We start from the raw sequence: 19,088 nt of genomic DNA, 5'->3' as shown, positions 1-19,088 counted from the left end.
AACGCAATATAATTCGCGATGCCATGCTGGCTGCCGAGAGCACGTTCCGTTGTTACACGCTCGACGTTTCAGCAGCACGGCACGAATGTCATTCATTTAAGGCGCTACGCGCATGCGTTAAATACCGCGAGCCTAAATGAAACCTACTTGAGCACCGTTCAGACGTTATGGATCTTTTGTTGTCTGGCACACCACCTTAACGCGCTGCCATCATTTTTTCCAATGTTGGCGGCAGTCTGCTGCCTAACTTGCGTGACGCTACGCATATACCCGTCATACTTCAAGTTGCATGTGCGTTGGCTGCGTTCAGTTACCCGAATCACTTACTTGAGTAAGCTCATCGGGATTCCTTCGCTTGCCGCCTGCCTGAAACTCGAATTATTTAGGGTATCTTATCGTGCGGAGCTGTGATTTATCGGTCGGTTACTGGCGCGGCAGGCGGCCATTTGGCGCGTTAAACGGTGTGTTGCTGCGCCACGGATTGATGTCCAGCCCGCCGCGGCGGGTATAACGGGCATACACGCTGAGTTTTTCCGGCTGGTAGTAGCGCATGATGTCGTTAAAAATTCGTTCCACACACTGTTCGTGAAATTCGTTATGATGACGAAATGAGACAATGTAGCGCAGCAGTGCTTCACGGTTGATGCGCTTGCCGCAGTAGTGAATCTGTACTGAGCCCCAGTCGGGCTGATGGGTGATCAAACAGTTGGATTTCAGCAGGTGGCTGACCAGCGTTTCTTCAACGACTGGTGCGTCCTGTTCGTTGGTCGCCAGATAGTCGGCGTTGAAGTCGTAGCTGTCGATCTGAATGTCCTGGTCGTCGATGCACTCGCCTGTGAATCCCGCTATCGGCTGGCCTTCAAGCTCGCTGAGTTTGAAAAGCGTGATGCTGACATCCCCCTGTGCGCAATGCGCCAGATCCTTGGCTAACGTTGCGCGTACGCTTTCCCAACTGTCGAATGCCGTCTGATTAAAGCTGTTCAGATACAGCTTAAAACTTTTTGATTCAATCAGATTCAGGCTTTCCGCATTGAGATGCATTTCACCAACGGCTACCTGAGGCACGCCGCGATTGTTCAGCCAGGAAAGCTCATAGAGCGTCCAGATATCCGCGCCATGAAAAGGCAGGCTGTCAGGATAAATGCCGAGTGGATCGCGGTTCAGGCTACGTGGCACGGGTTGCAGAAGTGCGGCATCATAGCGGTCATGATAGGGAGTGGGTTTGCCCAGTGTCAGCCCGCTCAGGGCTTGATGCTTGTCATAGACGGACATGCTGTTACCTTGATGTGATAAGCGTGATGGCGAATAGTGTAACCTGACTAAAAGAGTGATGAGAAAAATTATGGAGCATGAGGTTGTTTCAGCGCTGACGGCGTTCACCCAGCGCTATGTTGCCTGCTGGCAGCAGGAAAAGGGGCATCTGCCCGCCAGTGAAGCACTTTACGGTATACCTTCCCCGTGTATTGTCGAAAATCATGACGATACGGTTTACTGGTTGCCACAGCCTTTTGTGCCTTCAGCCGCATTGGATGGTGTGGAACGTGCGCTGGAAATCAGCCTGCATCCTGATGTCCATGCTTTTTACACCGCGCAGTATGCCGGGGATATGACGGCGCAGTTTGATTCGCTATCGTGCCAGCTGTTGCAGGTATGGAGCGAAGAGGATTTCACCCGGATGCAGGAGAATTTGATTGGCCATTTATTAACGCAGAAGCGCCTTAAGCTCACACCGACGCTGTTTTTAGCAACGACCGATTCAGAGCTGACAATGGTGTCGCTGTGTAATGTTTCCGGGGAAATCATCCTGGAAGAATTCGGCACCAAAAAGCGTCAGACCTTAGCGCCAACGCTAGCGGTGTTTCTTTCTGGCCTTAATCCATTAGCGGTCTAATGGTTAATCGAATTTCACTTTCTGCTTTGTGAGAGATCTCTTACATTCTCTGTAAGAAATGTCTTATCTTTAATGTTGAAAATATGTTTCATTTTTATTTTTTCATTATTAATTAGATGATTATAAGAAAAATCCGCAAGGTCACTTAAGGGGTGTTGAGAAACACTGTCAATTACCCCTTGCTGAAAGCTGACAATTAATACATCTTATTACTTAAGTTAGTAACCGGTTACAGTGTGTGTAACCGTTACTATAAGTAACAAAATAACGTTACTGCACTCGGGTTATTTTCAGGAAGAAACATTGTTTCAGGAAGAGGCATTGTTTTAGGAAGAAACGCTGTTTTAAGGATAAACACTGTTTTAGGAAGAAACAGTCGCTTCAGGAAGAAGCGTTGTTTTCAGGAAGAAGAACGGTTTTCAGGAAGAAACATGGTTTCAGGATGAAATCAGGGACACCTCCAGGAAGGAGACCGAGAGCCGATTAGGAATATCGGTGGGGCAGGAGCCTAAAGGGATTGAATCACGGAAGATACAGGATGGAAACGTCAGGACGAAAGTGGGACGCCAGCAAGGATTGTGGGTTAGGACGACCAAAAAGGAAAAGTTTTCACGGATGAGCAGGGATGCAAATGTGTAGCGGGATAGCTATAAAACGAACCGGGGGTACTGAGCAATCAGTACCCCCAATTTTTTGCCTGTACTATTTTTTCCTGTACTACAAACCCCTTTCCCCCGAATGCAGGGATGTCGCGCTAGCGAATCAGCAATGCGCAAAACGTGATACCTAAGTCATCGCTGAATATTGACGTTGAATCAGCGTTCAGAATTTGCAGTTAGTCTGAAAATTTACTAAATTACGGTTTTAGTAATTTATCGGACTATTTAGCAAAGGAAACGCAGTGATGAAACTCAATGTAAAAATGCTGTCAGTCACACTGGGCCTGTTTACCAGCCACGCTTTCGCACACACCGTCTATGAAAATGCACGGATTTATACCGTTAACGATCGGCAGCCAACGGCGTCCGTTCTGGTGGTGGATCAGGGCAAAATTGTCTACGTCGGTGGAAATGATGGGGCAAAGCCATTCAAAGCAACGGCTACCGAGCTGGTGGATTTAGAAGGAAAAACGCTACTGCCTGGCTTTATTGAAAGTCACGCTCACCCTGCAACAGTCGCCGTGATGGAAGCGGGTGATTTTGTGTATGTTGACGGCGCAGCAGCCCTGCCGCAGATTCTTAGCCAATTAAAAGCGTATTTGTCCGCACACCCGAAAGCTAACTATTTGCTGGCGCAAGGATTTAATGTTGCCTCGCTGGGGTTGCCGCCAGGGGCGTTGCCGACTGCCGCTGATTTAGACACGGTGTCTGAGAGCGTTCCGATCGTGGTCTATGACAGCGGTATGCACGCCGGGTGGGCGAATAGCGCTGCGTTGAAGGTCGCCCACGTCGATGCGAACACGCCCGATCCTATTCCGGGTAAGCATTATTTTGAGCGCGATACCAAAGGCAACCCTACCGGTTTTATGCACGAAAGTGCGATGCACAATGTTGTCGATGCACAGCAATTTAACGCGGTAGAAAACGTTGCCGAGAAACTCCAACCGATTTTAAAGACCTACCACTCGCTGGGTTTTACGGCGATTACCGACGTCGGCGATACGTTTAGCACGACAGTGGCTGCCATTGCCCGCTTAAACGATCAGGGGAAGTTGAAGGTATATTATCAGCGCGGTTATTTTTATGATGCGGCCAAATCGACTGAACAAAATATTGCCAGCCTTAAAGCCCTGCGTGAAAAATATCATCAGGGTAATTTGTCGATGAATCTGTATAAATTATTTATGGATGGCACGATTGAAATGGATTCAGGAGCGATGTACCAGCCTTATCCCAACGGTAACGTCGTCGAGCCATTTTTAAGCCAGCAGCAGATTAACGACAATGTCGCTGCGGCGTTGAAAGCGGGCTTCTCTGTGCATGTACACGCGATAGGTGATAAAGCCCAGCAGTCGATTTTAGACGCCTTTGAGGCTAACAAAAAAATCAATCCGCAGTTGGCCCGCGTGATTGCCCACAATCAGGTATTTGAACCGCAGGGCGTGCAGAAGTTTGCTGCGATGAAGGACAATTTATTCCTGCAAACGACGCCAAACTGGACGGTGGTCAATGAAAAAGATGAGACCAAAACCAAAATTGGTCAGGATGCCTACAATCATCAATATCTGCTCGGACAAGCGGCACGCGAGGGCGTCGCGGTAACGTTCGGCTCTGACTATCCTGCGAATACCTTTGATGCAGTGAACCCGTTCAGTCAAATGTATCACGCCATCAAACGCGGTCAGCCAAATGCTGGCTACCTTCCTCCAACCGAGGCGGCAATGACGTTAGATCAAAGCTTGCGGGCTTACACGATTAATGGCGCGAAACAGCTTGGTATTAGCGAGATAACCGGCAGTCTTGAGGAAGGAAAGAATGCCGACTTTATTATCGTGGATACCGATATTGGCAGCGTGGGGCTGGAAAAAATGAAAGATACCAAGGTGTTGGCAACCTATTTCAAAGGGGAAAAAGTGTACTAACGTACATCGTACCCAATACCGTTCGTATCCAATACAATTTGTATCCACTATAGTGCGGCGGCATGGAAGGCCGTCGCCGAATGACTTCCCCGGAAGCTGGCAAGCATCAGTGACTGGGGAAGTGACAACGCTGAGTCGAGTGGTTGTCGTTCCCAATAGCGCAAAGCCTATGGATGGGACGGGTAATTCTATCAATGCCTCTGTCACCCGAAATATGTTGGGTAGATAATGCAGTGAGTGGATTTTATTATCCTGGCGATTTTAAGCGCTTAGCCCATTTGTAGGATATTTCATATGCATCGATTAGATGAGTTAGGCAGACAACTCAATCACCTTGATAACTTGTTTCAGCAATGGATGAAGAAGTTAGGCTTTAATCAAAACGCCTTTGCGGTGCTGCACTCTTTGGCGGTATCCCCAGATGGAAAATGCACGCAAAAATATATTTGTGAGCGATGGAGCCTGCCTAAACAAACCGTGTTTAGCATCTGCAAGTTATTCAAAGAACAAGGGCTGATTGATATCACCGAAAGCGAACATGATAAGCGGGAAAAGATCCTGACGCTGACTGAGCTGGGGAAAAAGCGCACTCAACCGATTTTGACGCAATCGCAGATATTAAGTGAGCGCGCTTTTGGGGCGCTGGGTCAGGAACGAACGCAGCAACTTTTCTCCAATTTAGAGGGATTTTGCACGCTGTTTGAGCAAGAGATGGAGAATGTACCTGGGGTGAGTGAGTAGCAGAGTTGTCTTTTCACTGGCGATTGGGTCAGGCTGATATCAGTGCTATGCTTTGCCGCCATTACTGTTGGCGTCAAGGGCGAGAAACCGCATGAGTAGAGAGAACCAGGTTCGTCAGTCATTATTCGATATTGAACGTGCATTGAGGGAAAGCCCTTTCTGGCAGGTTGTTCCGCCGGAAGAGGCGGCGTTTAACAGCACGGAGCCTTTCAGCCTCGATACCATGAAACCCGAAGAGTGGTTGCAGTGGGTCTTTTTGCCGCGCATGCATGCCTTATTGGACAGCGAGCTAGCACTGCCCGCTGAGCTGGTTTTACTGCCTTATTTCGAAGAAGCGCTGGAAGGGTCGCCAGAAGAGACGGCGGCGGTTCTGTTGCGTATCGGGCTGCTTGATGAGCTGTTCCGCCCGGATGCACAGGATGGCGCAGCGCACGATGCTTGAGATTATTTATCAGGATGAGCATCTGGTTGCCGTCAATAAACCCAGCGGCTGGTTAGTCCATCGTAGTTGGCTGGATCGCAAAGAAAAAGTCGTGGTGATGCAGACCGTGCGCGATCAGATCGGCCAGCACGTGTATACCGTTCATCGTCTCGACAGGCCGACATCCGGTGTGTTGCTGCTTGCGCTGTCCAGCGAGGTCGCACGTGCGTTATCCCAGCAGTTTGAATCGCATCAGATGCAGAAAATGTATCATGCCGTTGTGCGGGGCTATGTGCTGGATGATGGTGTGATCGATTATGCGCTCACCGAAGAGCTGGACAAGATCGCCGACAAGTTTACCAATCCTGATAAGGCACCGCAGCCTGCTGTTACGCATTACCGTTCCCTGGCGCAGGTCGAGATGCCGGTTGCCATCGGCCGTTACCCAACGGCACGCTACAGTCTGATGGAGCTGAAACCACAGACCGGGCGCAAACACCAACTCCGCCGCCATATGTCACATATCCACCATCCGATTATCGGTGATACCGCGCACGGCGACTTGCGACACAATCGCGGTATGGAATCGCACTTCTCCTGCGGCAGGCTCATGCTGCATGCCAGCGAGTTACAGCTGAATCATCCGGTGAGCGGGCAGCCATTGACGTTGCAGGCGCGTTGGGATGCGCCGTGGCAGGGGGTGATGACTCAGTTTGGCTGGCAGGGGATTCTCCCTGAGTTTGAAGGGGTTGAGTTTCCCGCCGACTCAGGTCAGGATAGCGAGCATTTCGTCGAGTAATAGCGGTCTTATTACCACCGTCTTATTTTTGTATTACATATATCGAATTAAAAAGGGAGTCAGAAGCATGGCGCAGATTGGTATTTTTGTTGGTACGGTCTACGGGAATGCATTGCTGGTGGCCGAAGAAGCCGAAAATATTCTCAGAGATCGTGGACACGAAGTTAAGGTCTTTGAAGATGCGACGCTGGAATCCTGGCTGGACTACCGCGAGCAGACGGTTTTAGTTGTCACGTCGACGACGGGACAGGGCCAGTTGCCTGATTCTATTGTTCCGCTTTACGCCGCACTGCGTGAAAAAGGCGGTTACCAGCCCGCGCTGCGCTATGGCGTGATTGCGCTGGGTGACAGCAGTTACCCGAATTTCTGCGCGGGTGGCCATCTGTTCGATGCGTTATTGCAGGAAATCGGTGCTAAGCGCCTGGGTGATGTTTTGGAAATTGATGCTGTCGATCATCCAGAACCAGAAGTGATGTCATGCCCGTGGGTTGAAGCATGGGCGGATTTAGTTGACGCGCAATGATGCCGTGCTGAAATGACAAACGGGAGCCTGATGTGCTCCCGTTTTCGTTTGCGGCCTGTTGAGATCATCGCCTTAGCGATTCTTGGTCAGCTTCTCTAAATCCGCTTCGATTTCGGTAATTTTGTTGGAAACGACGCTTTCCAGATGACGCAGATCGTCAAGGATTTTGCGTTTCAGATCGACTTCAACCTGTTCCTGCTGGCAGATCTTGTCTAATTCATCAATCACATAGCGCAGATTTGGGCTGATCTCGTTGATCTCTTTGTAGCCCTGTCCAGAGTTATCTGCCACGACGGTCTTGCGCTGGCGCGGATACTTGAACTTCACGCTTTTAGCGAAAAACTCGCCCTTATCTTTACGGAAATAGATCTTCAGGATGTCGTTGTTCGCTTCCTGACGCAGGCTATAGCGATCGATATCATCGGGATTGGTAATGCCCAGGCTTTTTAGATTGTCATACATAGCGTCACCTTCTCGGTTTTTAGATAGTCCTGATTATCATGCCAGCGAGAACCTACGCTGTTTATACTCGTCATACTTCAAGCTGCATGTGCGTTGGCTGCGTTCAGTCACCCGAATCACTTACTTGAGTAAGCTCATCGGGACTCCTTCTCTTGCCGCCTTCCTGCAACTCGAATTATTTAGGGTATACCCGCCATACCGAAGTATTTAGGGAACATATAAATAACTTATCGTTCGTACATAAAAAAACGGCGGGTGATTAACCCGCCGCTTCTAGTTTAGTCGATGGTGCGTAATAACTCATTGATACCCACTTTTCCGCGGGTTTTCGCATCCACTTTCTTCACAATGACGGCACAGTACAGGCTGTAGCTGCCATCTTTGGACGGGAGGTTGCCGGAAACCACAACGGAGCCAGCTGGTACGCGGCCATAGTGGATTTCGCCAGTTTCACGATCGTAAATACGGGTGCTTTGGCCGATGAACACGCCCATGGAGATGACGGAACCTTCTTCTACGATCACGCCTTCTACCACTTCAGAACGCGCGCCGATGAAGCAGTTGTCTTCGATGATGGTCGGGTTAGCCTGCAGTGGCTCCAGAACGCCGCCGATGCCGACGCCGCCGGACAGGTGAACGTTTTTACCGATCTGAGCACAAGAACCGACAGTTGCCCACGTATCCACCATGGTGCCTTCATCAACGTAAGCACCGATGTTGACGTAAGACGGCATCAGTACGGTATTACGTGCAATAAACGCACCTTGACGCACGCTGGCGGGAGGCACTACGCGGAACCCTTCACGCTGGAAACGAGCTTCATCATAGTTTGCAAATTTCATCGGCACTTTGTCGTAATAACGAGTTTCCGCGCCTTCCATTACCTGGTTATCGTTAATACGGAAAGAGAGCAGCACGGCTTTCTTCAGCCACTGATGGGTAACCCACTGGCCGTCGATTTTCTCTGCAACGCGCAGGGCGCCGCTATCCAGCAGACTGATAGCCTGATTGACGGCTTCACGCGTGACGGTGTCTGCGTTTGCCGGAGTGATTTCAGCGCGACGCTCGAAAGCCGTCTCAATGATGTTCTGTAATTGTTGGTGCATCCTGATTTCTCTTTCCTGATTGTAAAAATTAACTCAATGGTACTTTATCGTTTGGGTTAAGGGCTTCTGTCAACCGTTCTTGCAATTTAAGGCGTAAATCCGGCTTTAATGCCCGCCTGTCGCTGTCGGCCAGAATGAAAAGATCCTCTACCCGCTCGCCGATTGTGGAAATGCGCGCACCGTGCAGCGACAGGTTGAGATCGGCAAAAATTTCACCGATACGTGCCAGCAGCCCCGGTTGGTCAAGCGCGCTGAGCTCCATGTAGCTACGTCTGTCCGTATGTGTCGGCAGAAAGTTGACTTCGGTTGGCACGCTGAAATGACGCAACTTGGGTGACGGTCGGCGCACGCGCGGGTGTTGATAGTGCCGATGTGTCAGCGCCTGTTCCAGCGCGTGGCGTATCATTTCATGCCGATCCTGCGCCAGCGGGCTGCCGTCCGGTTCCAGCACGATGAACGTATCCATCGCCATGCCGTCGCGGCTGGTAAAAATCTGCGCATCGTGCACGCTGAGGTTGCGTCTATCCAGTTCACCGGCGACCGCCGCGAAAAGATAAGGTCTGTCCGGGCTCCAGATAAAGATCTCTGTACCGCCACGGCTGGCCTGATGGCTGATCAGCACCAGCGGTTTGTTGACATCATGCTCCAGCAAGTGGCGCGCGTGCCAGGCAAGCTGATTTGGCGAATGGCGCAGGAAATAATCGGCTCGGCAGCGGCTCCAGATGTGGTGCAGCGCTTCTTCATCAATATTGTCCATACGCAGCAGCGCCAGTGCCTGCAAGCGGTGATGCCGGACGCGTTCGCGTAAATCTGGCGTATTTTGCATGCCGCGGCGCAGTTGTTTTTCCGTCGCGAAATAGAGTTCACGCAACAGGCTCTGTTTCCAGCTGTTCCACAGCGTTTCATTGGTGGCGCAGATATCGGCAACCGTCAGGCTAACCAGATAGCGCAGACGGGTTTCGCTCTGCACTTCCGTAGCAAATTGCTGAATGACGGTGGGATCCTGAATATCACGACGCTGTGCGGTGACGGACATCAGCAGGTGGCAGCGCACCAGCCAGGAAACCAGCTGAGCTTCACGCGAATTCAGCCCGTGCAGCGCGGCAAACTCCAGCACATCCTGTGCACCCAGTTCCGAGTGATCGCCCCCGCGACCTTTCGCGATATCGTGGAACAGCGCGGCCAGCAGCAATAATTCGGGCTGCGGCAGGCGAGGGTAGAGCTCGACGCACAGCGGATGCTGTGGTCGCGTATCCTCGTCGGCGAAGCTTTCCAGCTTGAGCAGAACGCGGATCGTGTGCTCATCTACCGTATAGGCGTGAAACAGATCGAACTGCATCTGACCGACGATGTTCCCCCACAGCGGCATATATGCCCACAGCACGCTGTGGCGATGCATTGGCAGTAGCGCACGGCTTACTGCATGCGGGTGGCGCAGAATATTCATGAACAGCTGGCGCGCTTCTGGGATGGTGCAAAGCGGGCTGGCGAGATGGCGACGAGCATGGCGCAGTTGGCGCAGCGTGGTGGAGTAAATGCCGCTGATGTCACGGTTGCGTACCATCAGGTAGAACATGCGCATGATGGCTTCCGGCTTTTTGATAAACAGGTTTTCATCGCGCAGGTCCAGCAGATTGCCGCGTAGCTGAAATTCATCGTCAATCGGGCGGGGCTTTTCACTCGCGTCCAGCGCCAAAATTGCTTCGTCAAAGAGCTGCAACAGCATCTGGTTCAACTCGCTGACGCGACGCGTCATACGGTAGAAATCCTTCATCATGCGCTCGACTGGCGTGTTGCCTTCACCCTGATATTGCAGCAGCTGTGCGACGTTCAACTGCCTGTCGAACAGCAGCCGATTGTCGTAACGCGGCAGGATCAGATGCAGGGCGAAGCGGATGCGCCACAAAAAGCTTTGGCACTCGTTCAGCTCTTTACGTTCCGCCTCGGTTAGAAAGCCGAAACCGACCATTTCATTGAGCGAGGTTGCGCCGAAGTGACGTCTCGCGACCCACAGCAGCGTGTGAATGTCGCGTAGCCCGCCCGGGCTGCTCTTGATGTCGGGCTCCAGATTGTAGCTGGTGCTGTGGTAGCGCTGATGGCGTTCCTGTTGTTCGGCGATTTTTGCCGGGAAAAACGTGTCTGATGGCCAAAATTCATCACTGAATACGTTTTTTTGCAGCGAGAGAAAGAGGGCGACGTCGCCGCATATCATGCGGGATTCGATCAGGTTGGTGGCAACGGAAATATCTGCGCGTCCTTCCTGTAAGCACTCTTCCAGCGTTCTGACGCTATGGCCGACTTCCAGCTTCAAATCCCACAGTAGGGTGATGAATTGGCCGACGCGTTGGGAATGTTCTTCACTCAGCGCTGTCTGGCTCAATACCAGCACGTCGATATCGGAAAGTGGGTGTAGTTCACCGCGGCCATATCCGCCTACGGCGACCAGCGACGTTTGCGCGATATTTTCAAAGCCGTAGAAATACCATAGCCGCTGCAACAGGCGATCGATGAACAAGGTTCTGGCATCAATCAGCTTTTCTGCGCTGACTCCGGAGCGGAATTCTGAACCGAGCCAAAGCTGAAACAGTTCCAACTGCTGTTTTAACGTCTGACAATCTAGCATGTCATCCGCGTAGGTCAGCGGTGAAGCGGGCAACTGTGCGGGTGCAATGGGGTCTATAGGGCTGTTTGATGAGGCAGCGTCAGGTGGTGTACTGTCTGGCGAAAAGCGGTTATCTGTCATAGCGCAGCCCATAAAAAAACGCAGCGCGCGTTTTTCAACGTCGCTTGCGGCGGCCCGAAGGGGGGCGTACTTTTGCACGCCATAAAAAAGCCGGCATCTGCCGGCTTAGTGTTTACTGTTCATGCGTGATGATGTTGGGGATGGTGTCATCCTTTCGCAACGTCATTATTTCGCAGCCGTTATCGGTTACCACAATAGTATGCTCGTACTGTGCCGACAAGCTGCGATCTTTGGTTTTTACCGTCCAGCCGTCTTTCATCGTACGAATACGGTAATCACCGGCATTGAGCATAGGCTCGATCGTGAATGCCATACCCGCTTGCAGCACGACGCCACCGTCGTCTGCATCGTAGTGCAGCACCTGTGGCTCTTCGTGGAAGCCCTTGCCGATGCCGTGACCGCAATACTCACGCACTACGGAGAAGTTATTCCCTTCCGCAAATTGCTGGATCGCTTTGCCCAGCGTGCGCAGGCGAATGCCCGGCTTAACCATTTTCAGTGCCAGATAGAGGCTTTCCTGCGTGATGCGGCAGAGGCGCTCACCCAGAATGGTGGGTTTGCCGACGATAAACATTTTTGACGTATCGCCGTGGAAATCGTCTTTGATCACGGTGACGTCGATGTTGACGATATCGCCGTCTTTCAAAATGCGTTCTTCGCTAGGAATGCCGTGGCACACCACTTCGTTGATGGAGATGCAGACGGATTTCGGGAAGCCGTGGTAGCCCAGACAAGCAGAAATGGCCTGCTGCTTGTTGGTGATGTGATCGTGACAGATTCTGTCTAATTCGGCAGTGCTCACGCCCGGTACCACGTGGGGTTCGATGATTTCCAGGACTTCGGCAGCCAGACGGCCAGCTACGCGCATTTTTTCGATGTCTTCAGGAGTTTTAATTGAAATTGCCATTGATGATTGTCCGCAGGTGCTTATTAAGCACAAAAATTAAGAGCGATAACTAATAACTTATGTTACCAGCCATGCCGTTGGCTTGCCAAACTATCATTCTGATTTGTGGACGATTGAATAACAAATGTTGGTGTCGCTGGGGGATTTATGGTATAAAGCGCGCCGATGATCCGGCTGGATATCGGTTACACGGTATTCAACCACATCGACTAAACTCACTTTGTGTAAATAACACACACATGTCGGCACGTTCGCCGGGGTGCTCCTGAGGTGTTTCACCGGATGGGGTCGGCGCAATGGGACATGTGGAGGCATAACCCCATACTTAATTAATAGAGGTAATCATGGCAACTGTTTCCATGCGCGATATGCTCAAGGCTGGCGTACACTTTGGTCACCAGACCCGTTACTGGAACCCGAAAATGAAGCCATTCATCTTCGGTGCACGTAACAAAGTTCACATCATCAACCTTGAAAAAACTGTACCAATGTTCAACGACGCTCTGGCTGAGCTGAGCAAAATTGCTTCTCGCAAAGGCAAAATTCTGTTCGTTGGTACTAAGCGCGCAGCAAGCGAAGCGGTAAAAGATGCAGCCAACAACTGCGATCAGTTCTTCGTGAACCATCGTTGGTTGGGCGGTATGCTGACTAACTGGAAAACCGTTCGTCAGTCCATCAAACGTTTGAAAGATCTGGAAACCCAATCTCAAGACGGCACGTTCGACAAGCTGACCAAAAAAGAGGCGCTGATGCGCACTCGTGAACTGGACAAGCTGGAAAACAGCCTGGGCGGTATCAAAGATATGGGCGGTCTGCCAGACGCGCTGTTCGTTATCGACGCCGATCACGAGCACATCGCAATCAAAGAAGCTAACAACCTGGGTATTCCGGTATTCGCAGTGGTTGATACCAACTCCGATCCAGATGGCGTTGACTACATCATCCCTGGTAACGATGACGCAATCCGTGCAGTTAGCCTGTACCTGAGCGCTGTTGCTACTGCTGTCCGCGAAGGCCGTTCTCAAGATCTGGCTGTGCAGGCAGAAGAAGGCTTAGTAGAAGCTGAATAATAAGTCTGGCTCGTTGAGCCCTTATTAACCAGGTAGTACTAGTTTGGTTAGGGGCCTTTTTATGGCCCCTTTTTCACTTTTAAAGCTGTTTGGTCGTGACGACCAGGCAGAACAAATCTTCCGAGGATTTTAGAATGGCTGAAATTACCGCATCCCTGGTAAAAGAGCTGCGTGAGCGTACCGCTGCGGGCATGATGGAATGTAAGAAAGCGCTGGTTGAAGCTAACGGCGACATCGAGCTGGCAATCGAAAACATGCGTAAATCTGGCGCAATTAAAGCAGCTAAGAAAGCAGGTAACGTTGCTGCTGATGGCGTGATCAAGACTAAGATCGACGGTAACTACGCTGTGATCCTGGAAGTTAACTGCCAGACCGACTTCGTTGCTAAAGACGGTGGTTTCCAGGCATTTGCTGACAAAGTGCTGGACGCTGCGGTTGCAGGCAAAATCACTGACGTTGACGTGTTGAAAGCACAGTTCGAAGAAGAGCGTGTTGCTCTGGTTGCGAAAATTGGTGAGAACATCAACATTCGTCGCGTTTCCGCTCTGGAAGGCGAAGTTCTGGGTAACTACCAACACGGTGCGCGCATCGGTGTTCTGGTTGCCGCTAAAGGCGCTGACGAAGAGCTGGTTAAACACCTGGCTATGCACGTTGCAGCAAGCAAACCAGAATTCGTTAAGCCAGAAGACGTGTCTGCTGAAGTGGTAGAAAAAGAGTACCAGGTTCAGTTAGAAATCGCGATGCAGTCTGGCAAGCCGAAAGAAATCGCAGAGAAAATGGTTGAAGGCCGTATGAAGAAATTCACCGGTGAAGTTTCTCTGACGGGTCAGCCTTTCGTTATGGATCCAGCTAAGTCTGTTGGTCAACTGCTGAAAGAGCACAACGCTGACGTGACTAACTTCATCCGTTTCGAAGTGGGTGAAGGTATTGAGAAAGTTGAGACTGACTTTGCTGCTGAAGTTGCAGCAATGAGTAAGCAGTCTTAATAGCAAAAAAAAGAGCCGCCAGTTGGCGGTTCCTTTTTATCCAGCCCAAAGAGTTTTCGTTTGCTTGGTTTCCTGCATTCAGATAGGAGCCGAGTGGAACAGTTTTGATTTTTACAATCCCCCAATACGACGACAGCCTGTAGGATAAGAACACCATGGCAACCAATGCAAAACCCGTCTATCAACGAATCCTGCTGAAGCTCAGTGGCGAAGCTTTACAGGGAACTGAAGGTTTTGGTATCGATGCGAGCATTCTGGATCGCATGGCTCAGGAAGTGAAAGAACTGGTTGAGTTAGGCATTCAGGTCGGTGTGGTTATCGGCGGTGGTAACCTGTTTCGTGGCGCGGGTCTGGCTAAAGCGGGTATGAACCGCGTTGTGGGCGACCACATGGGAATGCTGGCGACCGTCATGAATGGTCTGGCAATGCGTGATGCGTTGCACCGTGCCTATGTGAACGCTCGCCTGATGTCTGCTATTCCGCTGAATGGCGTCTGTGATAACTACAGCTGGGCAGAGGCGATTAGCCTGCTGCGTAATAACCGCGTAGTGATCTTCTCCGCCGGAACAGGCAATCCTTTCTTCACCACGGATTCTGCGGCTTGTCTGCGCGGCATTGAGATTGAAGCGGATGTCGTATTGAAAGCGACAAAAGTCGATGGCGTCTATTCTGCCGATCCAGTGAAAGATCCTTCAGCGACGATGTACGAAACGCTAACCTATCAAGACGTGTTAGAACGTGAGCTGAAAGTCATGGATCTTGCGGCGTTCACGCTGGCACGCGACCATAATTTACCAATCCGTGTTTTCAACATGAACAAGCCTGGCGCACTGCGTCGCGTTGTCATGGGTGAAAAAGAAGGGACGTTGATTAGTCAGTAATAACGGCTCACGCCAATTATGGGGTACTATACTCCCCAGTATTGCGCCATACGCCAGCCGCGCGCTGGCATTAATTATTCACCGGGTCATGTACTGACATGGCCTGCCAGGCAACCAGTTTTCAAGGGTTCACAACGTGACTAATGAAATCAGAAAAGATGCTGAAACGCGCATGGACAAATGTGTTGAAGCGTTTAAAAACCAGATCAACAGAATCCGCACCGGCCGTGCATCACCGAGTATTCTTGATGGCATTCAGGTTGAATACTATGGCAGCGCAACGCCACTGCGCCAACTTGCTAACATCGTGGTAGAAGACTCCCGTACGCTGGCGATTTCGGTATTCGATCGTTCGCTTGGCCCGGCAGTTGAGAAAGCGATCATGGCTTCCGACCTCGGCCTGAACCCGTCTTCTGCTGGTACCGTAATCCGTGTTCCGTTGCCACCGCTGACGGAAGAGCGCCGTAAAGACCTGATCAAAGTGGTTCGTGGCGAAGCAGAGCAGGGTCGTATCTCCGTACGTAACGTGCGCCGTGATGCTAACGACAAGTTTAAAGCACTGTTGAAAGACAAAGCGATCAGTGAAGACGAAGAACGTCGCGCTCAGGACGACGTGCAGAAGCTGACTGACAACTTTATTAAGAAAGTTGACGTTGCTCTGGCAGAGAAAGAAGCGGAGCTGATGGAGTTCTAATCAGCCTGTTGAATAGTGCGTCGCAGGGAATCTGTGGGCTTGCCCTCTTTTTTCCGGCGGCGCTTTATTTTATGGTTATACAAGGAATGGGTGAAGGCTAGCCCCTCTGGGTAGTAAACAATTTTTTGCTGTGTATGTGCCTGCGGCTATCGTGACTGTGATCGATAGCAGAGATATATCATGGTAATCGTCTCAGACTCGTGTACCTTCCTGTCATCAAATCCGGTTATTCAGAGCATTTTTAATGAAGCAACTGACAATTCTTGGTTCCACTGGCTCTATTGGCGTCAGTTCGCTGGCCGTCATTAAAGCCAATCCCGATAAATTTGCCGTACGCGCGTTATCCGCCGGGTACAACGTCAAGTTGATGCTGGAGCAGTGCCTCACTTTCCAACCCGCCTATGCCTCAATGGCTGATGAAGCCTCAGCAACTGCCCTGCGCCAGCAGTTGGCGGAATATGGTTGCAAAACGGAGGTGCTGGCTGGCGAGCAGGCCGCGTGTGACCTTGCTGCATTAGAGGGGGTCGATCAGGTCATGGCCGCGATTGTGGGTGCGGCGGGGTTATTACCAACACTAGCGGCAATTCATGCCGGAAAACAGGTGTTGTTGGCGAACAAAGAATCACTGGTTACCTGCGGACGTCTCTTTATGGACGCCGTGGCGCAAAGTGGCGCACAGCTTTTACCGATTGATAGCGAACATAATGCGATTTTTCAGAGTTTACCTGAGCAAATTCAGCGACAATTAGGCTACGCTTCATTGTCGCAGCATGGGGTCGAACGTATTGTTCTGACCGGTTCCGGTGGGCCGTTTCGTGAAACTCCGGTGTCGGCACTGGCAGACATGACGCCCGATCAGGCGTGTGCGCATCCAAACTGGTCAATGGGGCGAAAAATTTCGGTTGATTCTGCCACGATGATGAACAAAGGGCTGGAGTATATCGAAGCGCGCTGGCTGTTTAATGCTTCTGCCGAACAGATGGAAGTCATTATTCATCCGCAGTCCGTGATTCACTCGATGGTGCGTTACCGTGATGGCAGCGTTCTGGCGCAGTTGGGATCGCCCGATATGCGTACGCCGATTGCCCATGCAATGGCTTATCCTGAACGTGTGGCATCAGGTGCAAAAGCGTTAGATTTTTGCCAGATTGGCGCGCTGACATTTTTGGCACCGGACTATGCACGCTATCCTTGTTTACAGCTCGCTATTGATGCTTGTAATCATGGTCAGTCGGCCACCACGGCATTAAACGCCGCAAATGAAATTGCGGTAGCGGCATTTTTGCAGTCGCAGATCCGTTTTACGGATATTGCCGCGGTAAATCGCCATGTTATTGAACAACTTACATTACCAGAACCCAGTAGCGTTGATGATGTTCTGTTTATCGACCGCTGGGCCAGACAGGTCGCAACACAGGCCCTGACACATTACGCGCGATAGCGGGATAGCGCCGTGGCACAATTTGTTCATGTGCGGTGGAGGTGGTATAGTCTGCGCCACTCAATGGTTGATTATGCGAAAGTTGTTTAATCGACCGTGAAGCTAAGCCGTGATCGTTCACGGCTTTTTTTGCGCTAACGGGGTCTGATGTTACGGAAGGACTGTTGTATTTCTTGCTTGAGGAAATAAGTACGCGTTATGCCGTCCGATAATCAAAAAAATACTAACGATCTGCCATCCGCCGGGCCGCGGCATGTTGCCATTATCATGGATGGCAATGGTCGCTGGGCAAAAAGCCGGGGGAAAATGCGGATTTTTGGCCATCAGGCTGGTGTAAAGGCTGTGCGGCGTTCGGTCAGTTTTGCAGTGAGCCAAGGGCTGGACGCACTGACACTTTACGCATTTAGCAGTGAAAACTGGAACCGTCCGGCGCAGGAAGTTTCCGCACTCATGGAACTGTTTGTTAGAGCGCTGGATAGCGAAGTGAAAAGCCTGCACAAGCACAATGTTCGCTTGCGGGTCATTGGCGATATCGGCCGCTTCAGTCCGCGTTTACAAGAGCGAATCCGCCGTTCAGAAGCACTGACGGAAAAGAATCAGGGGCTCACACTGAATATTGCCGCGAATTATGGCGGCCGTTGGGATATTATTCAGGGAGTACGGCAACTTGCAGAGCAGGTGCAGGAAGGCATTCTACGCCCTGATAGCATTAATGAAGCGTCATTATGTCAGTACATCTGTCTGCATGATCTGGCTCCGGTTGATTTGGTGATCAGAACCGGTGGAGAACACCGCATCAGTAATTTTCTTCTGTGGCAAATTGCTTATGCTGAACTTTACTTTACTGATGTCCTCTGGCCTGATTTCGATGAACAAGTCTTTGAAGGTGCGCTGAATGCTTTTGCACAACGCGAGCGCCGCTTCGGGGGAACAACACCTATCGATGCTGATGCATCCTAGGGGGAACTTTTGCTGAAGTATCGCCTGATTACTGCTTTTATTTTGATCCCGATTGTTATTGCAGCACTTTTCTTGCTGCCTCCTCTGGGATTCACGCTTGTTACGCTGGCTGTCTGTATGCTGGCGGCATGGGAATGGGGTCAGTTGGCAGGGTTTGCCTCTTATGGTCAACGCCTGTGGCTCGCGATCCTGTGTGGTTTCTTGCTGGCGCTGATGCTGTTATCACTCCCGGCCTACCATTATTCCGTCCATATTCCGCAAATCAGTATCGCGCTCTGGTCATCACTGGTGTGGTGGGGTGTCGCGCTGCTGTTGGTGCTGTTCTATCCGGCTTCCGCCTCATTCTGGCGTCATTCGCGTACATTGCGGTTGGTGTTCGGTATCATGACGATCGTGCCGTTTTTCTGGGGCATGGTCGCGCTTCGTCATTACAATTACGCGATTAACCCATTTGCTGGTGCCTGGTGGCTGCTGTACGTCATGCTGCTGGTGTGGGGCGCGGACAGCGGTGCCTACATGTTCGGTAAACTGTTTGGTAAGCGTAAGCTCGCGCCAAAAGTTTCGCCGGGCAAAACCTGGGAAGGCTTTCTCGGTGGTCTGGCAACCTCAGCGCTCATCTCCGTGCTGTTTAGCCTGTATGCGCCATTAACGGTAGCGCCATCGACGTTGTTGATGTGTTCTATCGCCGCTGCGCTGGCCTCGGTGTTGGGTGATTTGACGGAAAGTATGTTCAAACGCGAGGCGGGCATCAAAGACAGTAGCCATTTGATTCCGGGGCACGGTGGTGTGCTCGATCGTATCGACAGCCTGACTGCTGCGGTTCCTGTGTTCTCTTGCCTGATGCTGCTGCTGTTTAAAGTGGCTTAGAATAAAGCGGTAGAG

At 51.2% G+C, this 19,088-nt stretch carries 18 protein-coding genes; 13 read left to right on the top strand and 5 right to left on the bottom strand.

The window, feature by feature from the left end; genetic code table 11:
- Positions 1–423 precede the first annotated feature (423 nt).
- Entirely contained in the window at positions 424–1,272 is an 849-nt protein-coding gene (gene queF, locus MYB54_RS16780; protein ID WP_040043720.1) for an NADPH-dependent 7-cyano-7-deazaguanine reductase QueF, read from the bottom strand.
- 70 nt (positions 1,273–1,342) lie between these two features.
- On the opposite strand from queF, the gene syd reads away from it, so the two are divergent.
- The 6 genes from syd (at position 1,343) to MYB54_RS16750 (ending at position 6,956) form a co-directional block, all read left to right on the top strand.
- The gene (gene syd / locus MYB54_RS16775) at positions 1,343–1,891 is read left to right on the top strand and encodes a SecY-interacting protein (RefSeq protein ID WP_039467062.1); all 549 of its coding nucleotides are present in this window, start codon (positions 1,343–1,345) and stop codon (positions 1,889–1,891) included.
- 904 nt (positions 1,892–2,795) lie between these two features.
- Positions 2,796–4,472 (top strand): amidohydrolase, encoded by a 1,677-nt coding sequence (locus MYB54_RS16770; RefSeq protein ID WP_248721078.1) that lies wholly within the window; start codon positions 2,796–2,798, stop codon positions 4,470–4,472.
- 294 nt (positions 4,473–4,766) lie between these two features.
- Positions 4,767–5,213: a MarR family winged helix-turn-helix transcriptional regulator gene (locus MYB54_RS16765; protein ID WP_039284039.1), complete on the top strand. Its 447-nt coding sequence runs from the start codon at positions 4,767–4,769 to the stop codon at positions 5,211–5,213.
- A 91-nt stretch (positions 5,214–5,304) separates the two neighbouring features.
- Positions 5,305–5,655, top strand: a complete 351-nt coding sequence (locus MYB54_RS16760; protein ID WP_014914442.1) for a YqcC family protein — start codon at positions 5,305–5,307, stop codon at positions 5,653–5,655.
- On the top strand, positions 5,648–6,433 hold the full coding sequence (gene truC / locus MYB54_RS16755) for a tRNA pseudouridine(65) synthase TruC (RefSeq protein WP_010284807.1): 786 nt from the start codon (positions 5,648–5,650) through the stop codon (positions 6,431–6,433). Before MYB54_RS16760 ends, truC begins: the two co-directional genes overlap by 8 nt.
- A gap of 67 nt (positions 6,434–6,500) precedes the next feature.
- On the top strand, positions 6,501–6,956 hold the full coding sequence (locus MYB54_RS16750; RefSeq protein ID WP_248721077.1) for a flavodoxin: 456 nt from the start codon (positions 6,501–6,503) through the stop codon (positions 6,954–6,956).
- A gap of 72 nt (positions 6,957–7,028) precedes the next feature.
- On the opposite strand, the gene MYB54_RS16745 is transcribed toward MYB54_RS16750, so the two are convergent.
- The 4 genes from MYB54_RS16745 to map all read right to left on the bottom strand — a co-directional run bounded on the left by MYB54_RS16745 (position 7,029) and on the right by map (position 12,174).
- The gene (locus MYB54_RS16745) at positions 7,029–7,418 is read right to left on the bottom strand and encodes a DUF3461 family protein (RefSeq protein ID WP_010296391.1); all 390 of its coding nucleotides are present in this window, start codon (positions 7,416–7,418) and stop codon (positions 7,029–7,031) included.
- Between the two features lie 278 nt (positions 7,419–7,696).
- Positions 7,697–8,524, bottom strand: coding sequence for a 2,3,4,5-tetrahydropyridine-2,6-dicarboxylate N-succinyltransferase (gene dapD / locus MYB54_RS16740; RefSeq protein WP_039276072.1), 828 nt, complete (start codon positions 8,522–8,524; stop codon positions 7,697–7,699).
- A 28-nt stretch (positions 8,525–8,552) separates the two neighbouring features.
- Positions 8,553–11,267 carry a bifunctional uridylyltransferase/uridylyl-removing protein GlnD gene (glnD, locus tag MYB54_RS16735; RefSeq protein ID WP_039502955.1) on the bottom strand — a complete coding sequence of 905 codons (2,715 nt, stop codon included), beginning with the start codon at positions 11,265–11,267 and terminating at the stop codon, positions 8,553–8,555.
- 112 nt (positions 11,268–11,379) lie between these two features.
- Positions 11,380–12,174 carry a type I methionyl aminopeptidase gene (map, locus tag MYB54_RS16730; protein WP_014914446.1) on the bottom strand — a complete coding sequence of 265 codons (795 nt, stop codon included), beginning with the start codon at positions 12,172–12,174 and terminating at the stop codon, positions 11,380–11,382.
- Between the two features lie 344 nt (positions 12,175–12,518).
- On the opposite strand from map, the gene rpsB reads away from it, so the two are divergent.
- The 7 genes from rpsB (at position 12,519) to cdsA (ending at position 19,073) form a co-directional block, all read left to right on the top strand.
- The gene (rpsB, locus tag MYB54_RS16725; RefSeq protein WP_010284816.1) at positions 12,519–13,244 is read left to right on the top strand and encodes a 30S ribosomal protein S2; all 726 of its coding nucleotides are present in this window, start codon (positions 12,519–12,521) and stop codon (positions 13,242–13,244) included.
- A 134-nt stretch (positions 13,245–13,378) separates the two neighbouring features.
- Positions 13,379–14,230, top strand: a complete 852-nt coding sequence (gene tsf, locus MYB54_RS16720) for a translation elongation factor Ts (protein ID WP_010296401.1) — start codon at positions 13,379–13,381, stop codon at positions 14,228–14,230.
- A 155-nt stretch (positions 14,231–14,385) separates the two neighbouring features.
- Positions 14,386–15,111 carry a UMP kinase gene (gene pyrH, locus MYB54_RS16715; RefSeq protein WP_010284821.1) on the top strand — a complete coding sequence of 242 codons (726 nt, stop codon included), beginning with the start codon at positions 14,386–14,388 and terminating at the stop codon, positions 15,109–15,111.
- 136 nt (positions 15,112–15,247) lie between these two features.
- Positions 15,248–15,805 carry a ribosome recycling factor gene (gene frr / locus MYB54_RS16710; protein ID WP_010284822.1) on the top strand — a complete coding sequence of 186 codons (558 nt, stop codon included), beginning with the start codon at positions 15,248–15,250 and terminating at the stop codon, positions 15,803–15,805.
- 244 nt (positions 15,806–16,049) lie between these two features.
- Positions 16,050–17,246 carry a 1-deoxy-D-xylulose-5-phosphate reductoisomerase gene (gene ispC / locus MYB54_RS16705; RefSeq protein WP_010284823.1) on the top strand — a complete coding sequence of 399 codons (1,197 nt, stop codon included), beginning with the start codon at positions 16,050–16,052 and terminating at the stop codon, positions 17,244–17,246.
- Between the two features lie 198 nt (positions 17,247–17,444).
- Positions 17,445–18,206 carry a (2E,6E)-farnesyl-diphosphate-specific ditrans,polycis-undecaprenyl-diphosphate synthase gene (ispU, locus tag MYB54_RS16700; RefSeq protein ID WP_010284825.1) on the top strand — a complete coding sequence of 254 codons (762 nt, stop codon included), beginning with the start codon at positions 17,445–17,447 and terminating at the stop codon, positions 18,204–18,206.
- A gap of 9 nt (positions 18,207–18,215) precedes the next feature.
- Positions 18,216–19,073, top strand: coding sequence for a phosphatidate cytidylyltransferase (gene cdsA / locus MYB54_RS16695; RefSeq protein ID WP_014914450.1), 858 nt, complete (start codon positions 18,216–18,218; stop codon positions 19,071–19,073).
- Positions 19,074–19,088 lie beyond the last annotated feature (15 nt).

The organism is Pectobacterium nicotianae (assembly GCF_023272715.1).
Taxonomy (GTDB): domain Bacteria; phylum Pseudomonadota; class Gammaproteobacteria; order Enterobacterales; family Enterobacteriaceae; genus Pectobacterium; species Pectobacterium brasiliense.
This window is presented reverse-complemented; position numbering and strand designations above follow the sequence as displayed.